This window comes from Pseudomonas sp. MIL9 (assembly GCF_016887925.1).
GTDB lineage: Bacteria > Pseudomonadota > Gammaproteobacteria > Pseudomonadales > Pseudomonadaceae > Aquipseudomonas > Aquipseudomonas mohnii.
Map to the genome: position 1 here is coordinate 22,592 of NZ_JAFEHE010000039.1, position 10,531 is coordinate 33,122.

At 58.3% G+C, this 10,531-nt stretch carries 9 protein-coding genes; 6 read left to right on the top strand and 3 right to left on the bottom strand.

Annotated elements, in window-relative coordinates:
• The first annotated feature begins 170 nt into the window (after positions 1-170).
• From trxB to infA, 4 genes are all read left to right on the top strand, one after another.
• The gene (gene trxB / locus JQF37_RS30480) at positions 171-1,130 is read left to right on the top strand and encodes a thioredoxin-disulfide reductase (RefSeq protein WP_130211203.1); all 960 of its coding nucleotides are present in this window, start codon (positions 171-173) and stop codon (positions 1,128-1,130) included.
• A gap of 63 nt (positions 1,131-1,193) precedes the next feature.
• Positions 1,194-1,874 carry a leucyl/phenylalanyl-tRNA--protein transferase gene (aat, locus tag JQF37_RS30485; protein WP_130211202.1) on the top strand — a complete coding sequence of 227 codons (681 nt, stop codon included), beginning with the start codon at positions 1,194-1,196 and terminating at the stop codon, positions 1,872-1,874.
• A gap of 69 nt (positions 1,875-1,943) precedes the next feature.
• Entirely contained in the window at positions 1,944-2,651 is a 708-nt protein-coding gene (locus JQF37_RS30490) for an arginyltransferase (protein ID WP_047527699.1), read from the top strand.
• 111 nt (positions 2,652-2,762) lie between these two features.
• The gene (infA, locus tag JQF37_RS30495) at positions 2,763-2,981 is read left to right on the top strand and encodes a translation initiation factor IF-1 (protein WP_002553999.1); all 219 of its coding nucleotides are present in this window, start codon (positions 2,763-2,765) and stop codon (positions 2,979-2,981) included.
• A 239-nt stretch (positions 2,982-3,220) separates the two neighbouring features.
• On the opposite strand, the gene clpA is transcribed toward infA, so the two are convergent.
• Entirely contained in the window at positions 3,221-5,491 is a 2,271-nt protein-coding gene (gene clpA, locus JQF37_RS30500; protein WP_047527693.1) for an ATP-dependent Clp protease ATP-binding subunit ClpA, read from the bottom strand.
• Between the two features lie 30 nt (positions 5,492-5,521).
• Positions 5,522-5,884, bottom strand: a complete 363-nt coding sequence (gene clpS, locus JQF37_RS30505) for an ATP-dependent Clp protease adapter ClpS (protein ID WP_015094394.1) — start codon at positions 5,882-5,884, stop codon at positions 5,522-5,524.
• A gap of 224 nt (positions 5,885-6,108) precedes the next feature.
• On the opposite strand from clpS, the gene cspD reads away from it, so the two are divergent.
• Entirely contained in the window at positions 6,109-6,378 is a 270-nt protein-coding gene (gene cspD, locus JQF37_RS31760; protein WP_130211201.1) for a cold shock domain-containing protein CspD, read from the top strand.
• Positions 6,379-6,443: 65 nt separating this feature from the next.
• Here cspD and icd read toward each other — a convergent pair whose 3' ends face one another.
• A complete protein-coding gene (gene icd / locus JQF37_RS30515; RefSeq protein ID WP_047527687.1) occupies positions 6,444-7,700 on the bottom strand; it encodes an NADP-dependent isocitrate dehydrogenase in 1,257 nt (418 codons plus the stop codon).
• Positions 7,701-8,193: 493 nt separating this feature from the next.
• Here icd and JQF37_RS30520 point away from each other — a divergent pair, with 493 nt between their 5' ends.
• On the top strand, positions 8,194-10,419 hold the full coding sequence (locus JQF37_RS30520; RefSeq protein WP_130211200.1) for an NADP-dependent isocitrate dehydrogenase: 2,226 nt from the start codon (positions 8,194-8,196) through the stop codon (positions 10,417-10,419).
• The last annotated feature ends 112 nt before the right edge of the window (positions 10,420-10,531 follow it).

Consider the following 10,531-nt stretch of genomic DNA (forward strand, 5'->3'; position numbering starts at 1 on the left):
AACGCACTGCTTATTTTGTTACAAACACTGTGACAGCCACGCATTGTACGGGTTTGTTCGTCCGATGCCATGCTTGAAACCTTAGGTTTCAGCATAGTCAAAAGCACATTACGTGCGACTCAATTTGAGCACGCATTCTCTTTTGTGACAAAGGCTTATGAGGTGTTTTTATGAGCGAAGCGAAGCATCACCGCCTGATCATTCTGGGTTCCGGCCCCGCCGGTTACAGCGCAGCCGTGTATGCCGCCCGCGCCAACCTCAAACCCGTTGTCATTACCGGCATACAGGCAGGTGGCCAGCTCACCACCACCGTCGAAGTCGATAACTGGCCCGGCGATGTCGAAGGCCTCACCGGCCCTGCCCTGATGGAGCGCATGCAAAAACACGCCGAACGCTTTGACACAGAGATCGTCTACGACCACATCCACACGGCCAAGTTGCAACAGCGCCCGTTTGAACTCACGGGAGACAGCGGAACCTATACGTGCGATGCGCTGATTATTGCCACCGGGGCCTCCGCGCAATACCTGGGGCTGCCCTCGGAAGAGACGTTTGCCGGCAAAGGGGTTTCGGCTTGCGCGACTTGCGACGGCTTCTTCTATCGCAATCAGGTCGTCGCCGTGATCGGTGGCGGCAATACGGCGGTTGAAGAAGCGTTGTACCTGTCCAACATTGCCAGGGAAGTGCACCTGATTCACCGTCGGGACAAGTTGCGCTCGGAGAAGATTCTTCAGGACAAACTCTTCGAGAAAGCCGCCAATGGCAATATCCGCCTGCACTGGAACCAGCATCTGGATGAAGTGCTGGGCGATGCCAGTGGCGTCACCGGTGCGCGCCTGCGCGACAGCCTCACCGGAGCCACCCAGGAGCTGCCGCTCGCTGGCGTGTTCATTGCCATCGGCCACAAACCCAACACTGACCTTTTCACCGGCCAGTTGGAAATGCGTGACGGCTACCTGCTGGTCAAGGGAGGCAGCGAAGGCGATGCCACTGCGACGGCCATCGCCGGGGTATTTGCCGCTGGCGATGTGGCCGACCACGTCTATCGCCAGGCCGTCACTTCCGCCGGAGCAGGATGCATGGCGGCACTGGACGCGGAAAAATACCTCGACGACATTCCCATCGCTTGACGGCACACTGGGTGGTGGGCCGACAATCGCCACTACCCTCCCCTCTCTGCAAGCCCGGACGCCATGCTGACTTGGTTACAACGCAATACCCTGACGTTCCCGCCGCTGGACAAAGCCATGCGCGACCCCAACGGTCTGCTGGCCGCCGGCGGCGATCTGTCCGCCGATCGGCTGATCCGGGCGTACCGGCACGGTTGCTTTCCCTGGTTCTCGGAAGGCCAGCCGATTCTCTGGTGGTCGCCGGACCCGCGCACCGTGCTATTTCCCGACGAACTGCACGTCTCGCGCAGCCTGAACAAATTGCTGCGCCAACAACGCTATCAGGTGACCTTCGACCAGGATTTTGCCGCCGTCATCCGTGCCTGCGCAGCGCCGCGCGACTACGCCGATGGCACCTGGATCACGCAAGCCATGCAGGACGCTTACCTGGAACTGCACAAGCGCGGTTATGCGCATTCGGTGGAGGTCTGGGATCAGGGTGAACTGGTTGGCGGGCTGTATGGCCTGGCAATGGGGCAATTGTTTTTCGGCGAGTCCATGTTCAGCCGCGCCGACAACGCCTCCAAGTATGGCTTTGCCACCTTGGTGCAACACCTGAAAGACTGGGGTTTCGTGCTGATCGATTGCCAGATGCCGACCGACCATCTGCATAGCCTCGGTGCGCGAGCGATTCCCCGCAGCGCGTTTGCCGGCTATCTGTCGCAGTACCTGGACCATCCCAGCCGTGCGACCTGGGTTTGCTGAGCGACTTTCGCGCGCGTGGCTTACACTTAGAGACGCCCCCTAATTAAAAGTTTATCCCGAGGGTTGATCATGACCGAGTTGGCGCGTTTGAAGTTCTATGCCACTCAGCCCCACTCTTGCAGTTATCTGCCAGAGGAGCAGGCTACAACCCTGTTCCTCGATCCTAGCCAGCCCATGGATGTGCATGTCTATGCGGACCTGTCGGAAATGGGTTTTCGTCGCAGTGGCGATCACCTCTATCGGCCGCATTGTCAAAACTGCAATGCGTGCGTGCCTGCACGCATCCCTGTAGGACAATTCACCCCCAACCGTCAGCAGAAGCGCATTTTCAAACGCAATGCCGACTTGCAAGTACGCCCGGCCAAGCCAGGTTTCAGTGAAGAGTATTTCGACCTTTACCAGCGCTACATCGAACAGCGTCATGCCGATGGCGACATGTATCCGCCGAGTCGCGATCAGTTTTCGACATTCCTGGTACGTGACCTGCCTTTCTCGCGCTTCTATGAATTTCGCCTCGACGGGCGGCTGCTGGCCATCGCTGTCACCGACCTTCTGCCGAACGGTCTGTCCGCGGTCTACACCTTCTATGAGCCTGCCGAAGACCGCCGAAGCCTGGGGCGTTTCGCGATCCTGTGGCAGATTGGCGAGGCCCGGCGCCTGGGGCTGGACGCGGTTTACCTGGGTTACTGGATCAAGAACTGCAAAAAAATGAGCTACAAGACGCAATATCGACCCATTGAACTGCTGATTAACCAGCGCTGGGTTGCCCTGAACTAGAGCACGGCCTAAACCCCTTGGCTTGAACCCCACTTTTCGGGCACAATGCACGCCGCTTTTGCCTGGCGCAGTTGCACCGGGCCATTCATTGGACACCGAGGGCTTTACTGCATGTCGAAAGAAGACAGCTTCGAAATGGAAGGCACTGTCGTCGACACCCTGCCCAACACCATGTTTCGTGTGGAGTTGGAAAATGGGCACGTCGTAACCGCGCATATTTCCGGCAAGATGCGCAAGAACTACATTCGTATTCTTACCGGTGACAAAGTGCGCGTCGAGCTGACGCCCTATGACTTGAGCAAAGGGCGCATCACTTACCGCGCTCGCTAAGGTAGGAGCTAGCTTGCTCGCGAAAAACCTGAGGGTACCGCGTCAAGCCAGACTCCCCGCATCATCGTTGACGACCATCGCGAGCAGGCTCGCTCCTGCAAAGACAGCGTCCGCTCGCTAATCAAGTCAACACAAAACGCCCGGCATTGCCGGGCGTTTTTGTTTGTGCGGGGAGCGAGCTTCAGGCAGACAGCAAAAAGGCGCCAATCGGCGCCTTTCTGCTTTGCAACGGTTTAACCTCAGGCCATTTCGGCCGTGGTCTCGAACTCGAAGGTCAGCTCGCCGTCCTTGATGTCGATGTGCACCACACCGCCATGTTCGGCCAGTTCGCCAAAGAGAATCTCCTCCGCCAGCGGACGCTTGATCTTGTCCTGGATCAGGCGAGCCATTGGTCGAGCACCCATCGCTGCGTCGTAACCACCGGCTGCCAGCCAGCTGCGGGCCGCATCGGAAACCTCCAACAGCACACGCTTGTCTTCCAGCTGCGCCTGAAGCTCGATGAGGAACTTGTCCACCACGCTCTTGATGACCTCGTGACTGAGGCGACCAAACTGAATGATGGTGTCCAGGCGGTTACGGAATTCCGGCGTGAAGCTTTTCTTGATCACTTCCATCGCGTCGGAAGAGTGATCCTGATAGGTGAAACCAATCGAGGCACGGGCTGCGGTCTCGGCACCGGCGTTGGTCGTCATGATGACGATCACGTTACGGAAATCCGCCTTGCGCCCGTTGTTATCGGTCAACGTACCGTGGTCCATGACCTGCAGCAGCAGGTTGAAGACTTCCGGATGCGCCTTCTCGATTTCATCGAGCAACAGCACGCAGTGAGGCTGCTTGGTAATGGCTTCAGTCAGCAGGCCGCCCTGATCGAACCCGACATAGCCCGGAGGCGCACCGATCAGACGCGATACGGTGTGGCGCTCCATGTACTCGGACATGTCGAAACGAACCAGCTCGACACCCAAGGCCTTGGCGAGCTGACGCGCCGCTTCGGTTTTACCGACACCGGTGGGACCGGCGAACAGGAACGAACCGACAGGCTTGTCAGGCGACTTGAGTCCGGCTCGGGACAGCTTGATCGCGGTCGCCAGGGAGTCGATCGCAGCATCCTGACCAAACACCGTCAACTTCAGGTCACGCTCAAGGTTACGCAGCAGCTCCTTGTCGGAACTGGTGACGTGTTTTGGCGGAATCCGCGCGATTTTCGCGACGATGTCCTCGACCTGAGCCACCTCGATGCGCTTTACGCGCTTCTCGATCGGCTGCAGGCGCTGGTAGGCACCCGCCTCGTCGATGACGTCGATGGCCTTGTCCGGCATGTGCCGGTCATTGATGTAGCGCGAGGCCAGTTCGGCAGCGGCGCGCAGGGCTTCATCACTGTATTCGATATTGTGATGGGTCTCGAAACGCCCTTTCAGGCCGCGCAGGATACCGATGGTGTCTTCCACCGAAGGCTCGGATACATCGACCTTCTGGAAGCGCCGAGCCAAGGCACGGTCCTTCTCGAAGATGCCGCGGAATTCCTGGAAGGTCGTCGAACCAATGCACCGGATATCACCCGACGACAGCAGCGGCTTGAGCAGGTTAGAGGCGTCCATGACGCCGCCGGACGCTGCACCCGCACCGATGATGGTGTGGATCTCATCGATGAACAGGATCGCCTGCGGACGTTTTTTCAGTTCATTGAGCAACGCCTTGAAGCGCTTCTCGAAATCACCGCGATATTTGGTCCCGGCCAGCAAGGCCCCCAGATCAAGGGAGTAAACCACGCTATTGGCCAGCAGGTCCGGTACCTGGTTGTCGACAATGCGCTTGGCCAGGCCTTCGGCAATCGCGGTTTTACCCACGCCCGCCTCGCCTACCAGCAGCGGATTGTTTTTGCGACGACGCGCCAGGATCTGCGCAACGCGCTCGACTTCCAGCTCACGACCGACCAACGGATCGATACGACCCTGGCGCGCGAGTTCGTTGAGGTTACTGGCATAAGCATCCAGTGGGTTGCCTGAAGAAGAAGACTCACCGCCCTCGTCGTCCTGCATATCTTGCTCGCCCTCAGAGTGATCGCCGTGCCCTGGCACCTTGGAAATGCCATGGGCGATGTAGTTGACGACATCGATACGGGCAACGCTCTGCTGTTTCAGCAGGAACACTGCCTGACTCTCTTGTTCACTGAAGATCGCGACCAGCACGTTGGCGCCAGTCACTTCACGTTTGCCCGAGCTCTGTACGTGAAACACAGCACGTTGCAGTACACGCTGGAAGCCCAGGGTTGGCTGGGTTTCGCGGTCCTCGTCATGCACGGGGATCAACGGCGTGGTGGAGTCGATGAACTCCTGCAGGTCGTGCTTGAGTTTGTCGAGGTTTGCGCCGCAGGCACGCAAAACGGTGGCGGCAGCCTCATTGTCCAATAGGGCCAACAGGAGATGCTCGACGGTCATGAATTCATGACGCTTCGAACGAGCCTCCTTGAAGGCAAGATTGAGGGTGACTTCGAGCTCGCGGTTTAACATAGCTTCACCTCATACCCAAGTGTCCGGCGATTAACCGTCCTTCTCGATTTCACAGAGTAGCGGATGCTGGCTTTCCCTGGCGTACTGGTTGACCTGCATGGCCTTGGTCTCGGCGATGTCGCGGGTAAACACTCCACATACTGCCCGCCCTTCTGTATGGACGGCCAGCATGACCTTGGTCGCCAGCTCGCGATTCAGGTTAAAAAACACCTCGAGCACTTCGACGACGAAATCCATCGGTGTGTAGTCATCATTGAACAAAACCACCTTGTACATCGGCGGCGCCTGTAGAGCAGGCTTGGCCTCCTGAACAGCAATGCCTGCGGAATCGTCGTCGTGTAAATCAGGGCGATCCTGATTGAATGTTAGTCGAATCTGGCTGATTGCATGCATGGAAAGAAAGGTTCGTCAGTTGTGCAAATACAGTGGTGGGGGCAGCTATGGCCAATTTCAACTCCGACTGCCGGGTCACCTTGACTATCAGCAAAACGGTGTTACAACCAATAGAGCCCACAGTGGGTAAAAAAGGTCCGCGGAGTCAACTTTTTTCGAAAAGGCGACTGCGGATGAACTGGATGATACTCCAGTGATGGAGTCTGTTGCAGAGGGATATGTGTATGGCAGTCGGCAAGGTCAAGTGGTTCAACAACGCCAAGGGTTACGGCTTCATCAACGAGGACGGCAAGACAGAAGATCTGTTTGCCCACTACTCGGCCATCAAAATGGATGGCTATAGAACCCTGAAGGCCGGACAGGCTGTGACCTTCAACATCATCCAGGGGCCCAAGGGGCTGCATGCGGTCGAGATCAACGACGCCCTGGCCAAAACCACCACCGCGACTACCACTACCGCCTCCACCAGCACCCACGGCACAGCTCTGAGCTGACCGCCCCAGCCATGAAAAACGCCCGACTCAATTGAGCCGGGCGTTTTTTTGCAGCCTGGATTCGCTTACATGTGCGAGATCAGGGCATCGCCGAAGGCCGAAGACGAAAGCAGCGTGGCGCCGTCCATCAGGCGTTCGAAGTCGTAGGTCACGGTTTTGGCGGAAATCGCGCCGTTGGTGCCCTTGATGATCAGGTCAGCCGCTTCGGTCCAGCCCATGTGGCGCAACATCATTTCAGCGGACAGAATCAACGAACCCGGGTTGACCTGGTCCTTGCCGGCGTACTTCGGCGCAGTACCGTGGGTGGCTTCGAACATCGCCACGGTGTCGGACAGGTTGGCGCCTGGCGCGATACCGATACCGCCCACTTCCGCCGCCAGGGCGTCGGAGAGGTAGTCGCCGTTCAGGTTCAGGGTCGCGATGACATCGTACTCGGCCGGGCGCAGCAGGATCTGCTGGAGCATGGCGTCGGCGATGGCATCCTTGACGATGACGTTCTTGCCGGTTTTCGGGTTCTTGAACTGCATCCACGGACCGCCATCGAGCAGGGTCGCGCCGAACTCTTCGGCGGCCACTTCGTAGGCCCACTCCTTGAAGGCACCTTCGGTGAACTTCATGATGTTGCCTTTGTGCACGATGGTCAGCGAATCGCGGTCATTATCGACCACATATTGCAGCGCCTTGCGCGCCAGGCGCTTGGTGCCCTGCAGGGAAACCGGCTTGATGCCGATACCGCAGTTTTCGTCGAAACGGATCTTGGTGACGCCCATTTCTTCTTTAAGGAATTTGATGACTTTGGTGGCCTCGGCCGAACCGGCCTTCCACTCGATACCGGCATAGATGTCTTCGGAGTTCTCGCGGAAGATCGTCATGTCGACGTCGCCAGGCTTCTTGACCGGGCTCGGCACGCCTTCGAACCAGCGCACCGGACGCAGGCAGACATAGAGATCGAGTTGCTGACGCAGCGCCACGTTCAGCGAACGAATGCCACCACCGACCGGGGTAGTCAGCGGACCCTTGATGGAAACCACGTAGTCCTTGACCGCGTCCAGGGTTTCCTGGGGCAGCCAGGTGTCCTGATCGTAAACCTGAGTCGCTTTTTCCCCGGCGTACACTTCCATCCAGGAAATCTTGCGCTCGCCGCCGTAAGCCTTCTTCACGGCAGCATCGACAACCTTGATCATGACAGGGCTGATATCAACCCCAATGCCGTCGCCTTCGATGAAGGGAATGATCGGGTTATTAGGAACATTGAGAGAATGGTCTGCATTGACGGTGATTTTGTCGCCGACGGCTGGAACCTGAATCTTCTTGTAACCCATGCTGAACTCCATTGATTGGATTGAACATCTGGCTTCATTCGAGCGTAACCCAGTTAAATCTGCGCGCAAACCCTATGTTCCATCCACGTGCCGCAAAGCTGCACAACTGGCGGCCTACAAGCCTGAAAGCAAAGGGAAAAGCGCCAAACTACAGCACGACGAATGACTCTACGCCCCACGCGCCCCTGCGACCTTTAGACCAATGGACGACAATCGTCGCGTATGAACCATCGGCAGATTGCCAGCTACCTATGTATAATGCTGCCCGCTGACCACAGAGTCACGACGACTGAACTGCTCCATGATGAGCCTTTCCGCCGCATAAGCCGGTCTGTTACCGCAGCCCGCTTGCTTGTCGCTCTACTGATGCACCCAACATCACAGCAACGAAACCTCGATATTCGGCTCATGGATGACTTTGAACGAACGCGCTTACCCGGCGCCCTCGAGTTTCTGCGCACGCTTTAGCAAAGAAGAGAGAGTTAATCCGAATATGCCCACCCGCTCGAAGATCATCTATACCTTCACCGACGAAGCTCCCGCCCTCGCCACCTATTCACTGTTGCCTATCGTAGAGGCCTTCACCGCCTCGGCTGATATCGCCGTTGAAACCCGCGATATCTCTCTTGCAGGGCGTATCCTGGCCAGCTTCCCCGAGCAATTGGGCGACAAAGCCGTAGCCGACCACCTCGCCGAACTGGGCGCCCTGGCGATTACGCCTGAGGCGAACATCATCAAGCTGCCGAACATCAGCGCCTCGGTTCCGCAACTGCAGGCCGCGATCAAAGAGCTGCAAGCCCAGGGCTACGCCCTGCCGGACTACCCGGAAACCGTGACCACCGAAGCCGACAAAGAAGCCAAGGCCCGTTACGACAAGATCAAGGGCAGCGCCGTGAACCCGGTTCTGCGCGAAGGCAACTCCGATCGTCGCGCTCCGCTGTCGGTCAAGAACTATGCGCGCAAACACCCGCACAAAATGGGCGTCTGGGCTGCCGACTCCAAGTCCCATGTCGCGCACATGAACACCGGCGATTTCTACGGCAGCGAAAAAGCAGCCCTGATCGACGCCGCTGGCGCTGTGAAAATCGAACTGATCGCTCAAGACGGCACCACCACCGTCCTGAAAGAAAAAACCACCGTAGAAGCCGGTGAGATCCTCGATTGCGCGGTCATGAGCAAAAACGCTCTGCGCAGCTTCATCGCCGCCGAGATCGAAGACGCCAAAGCCAAAGGCGTGCTGCTGTCGGTTCACCTGAAAGCCACCATGATGAAGGTTTCCGACCCGATCATGTTCGGCCAGATCGTTGCCGAGTTCTATAAAGACGCACTGGCCAAGCACGCTGACGTGCTGGCACAGATCGGCTTTAACCTGAACAACGGCATCGGCGACCTGTACGCGCGCATCAAGACCCTGCCGGCCGAGCAACAAGCTCAGATCGAAGCCGACATTCAAGCGGTCTACGCTGTTCGCCCACCGCTGGCGATGGTCAACTCCGACAAAGGCATCACCAACCTGCACGTGCCGAGCGACGTCATCGTCGACGCCTCGATGCCAGCCATGATCCGTGACTCCGGCAAAATGTGGGGCGCCGACGGCCAGCTGCACGACACCAAGGCCGTGATCCCGGATCGCTGCTACGCCACCATCTACCAGGCAGTGATCGAAGACTGCAAGGCCAATGGCGCTTTCGATCCAACCACCATGGGCAGCGTACCGAACGTTGGCCTGATGGCGCAAAAAGCCGAAGAGTACGGCTCCCACGACAAGACGTTCCAGATCAAGACCAACGGTGTTGTCCGTGTGACCGACGCCAAAGGCACCCTGCTGCTGGAACAATCGGTTGAAGCCGGCGATATCTTCCGCATGTGCCAGGCCAAAGACGCGCCGATCCAGGACTGGGTCAAACTGGCCGTCAACCGTGCCCGCGCAAGCAACACACCAGCGATCTTCTGGCTGGACCCGATGCGCGCCCACGACGGCGTAGTGATCGAGAAAGTTCAGGCTTACCTGAAGGATCACGACACGACCGGCCTGGACATCCAGATCATGGCGCCAGTCGACGCGATGAAGTACACCCTCAAGCGCACCCGCGAAGGCAAGGACACCATCTCGGTGACCGGCAACGTTCTGCGCGACTACCTGACCGACCTGTTCCCGATCATGGAACTGGGCACCAGCGCCAAGATGCTGTCGATCGTTCCGCTGATGAAAGGCGGCGGCCTGTTCGAAACCGGCGCTGGCGGTTCCGCACCGAAGCACGTTCAACAGCTGCTGGAAGAAAACTTCCTGCGCTGGGACTCGCTGGGTGAATTCCTGGCACTGGCTGCGTCCCTGGAACACCTGGGCGTGACCTACAACAATCCCAAGGCGCTGGTTCTGGCCAAGACCCTGGACCAGGCCACCGGCCAGTTCCTGGACAACAACAAGTCGCCATCGCGCAAAGTCGGCAACATCGACAACCGCGGCAGCCACTTCTACCTGGCGCTGTACTGGGCTCAAGCCCTGGCCGCCCAGACCGAAGACAAGGCCCTGCAAGCGCAGTTCGCGCCCCTGGCCAAAACCCTGACCGAGAACGAAGCAACCATCGTTGCCGAGCTCAATGCCGTTCAGGGCAAACCAGTGGACATCGGCGGTTACTACCACGCCAATGCCGAACTGATCAGCAAGGCCATGCGTCCGAGCGCCACGTTCAACGCGGCGATTGCTGCGCTGGTTTAAGGCTGCAAGGAACATCACAAACCCCGGCCCTGTGCCGTAATGCTGTTCACTTAAGCGGAGCAGCCTTACGGTCCACCGGAAATCGGGTTTTTGAAATTTTCACCGTCCTTGG

Excerpts from the sequence above, each read along its gene's own strand:
- JQF37_RS30490 (WP_047527699.1), top strand. The coding sequence starts at position 1,944 with ATGACCGAGTTGGCGCGTTTGAAGTTCTATGCCACTCAGCCCCACTCT.
- JQF37_RS30520 (WP_130211200.1), top strand. The coding sequence starts at position 8,194 with ATGCCCACCCGCTCGAAGATCATCTATACCTTCACCGACGAAGCTCCC.
- icd (WP_047527687.1), bottom strand. The coding sequence starts at position 7,700 with ATGGGTTACAAGAAGATTCAGGTTCCAGCCGTCGGCGACAAAATCACC.
- clpS (WP_015094394.1), bottom strand. The coding sequence starts at position 5,884 with ATGCATGCAATCAGCCAGATTCGACTAACATTCAATCAGGATCGCCCT.
- trxB (WP_130211203.1), top strand. The coding sequence starts at position 171 with ATGAGCGAAGCGAAGCATCACCGCCTGATCATTCTGGGTTCCGGCCCC.
- infA (WP_002553999.1), top strand. The coding sequence starts at position 2,763 with ATGTCGAAAGAAGACAGCTTCGAAATGGAAGGCACTGTCGTCGACACC.
- cspD (WP_130211201.1), top strand. The coding sequence starts at position 6,109 with ATGGCAGTCGGCAAGGTCAAGTGGTTCAACAACGCCAAGGGTTACGGC.
- aat (WP_130211202.1), top strand. The coding sequence starts at position 1,194 with ATGCTGACTTGGTTACAACGCAATACCCTGACGTTCCCGCCGCTGGAC.
- clpA (WP_047527693.1), bottom strand. The coding sequence starts at position 5,491 with ATGTTAAACCGCGAGCTCGAAGTCACCCTCAATCTTGCCTTCAAGGAG.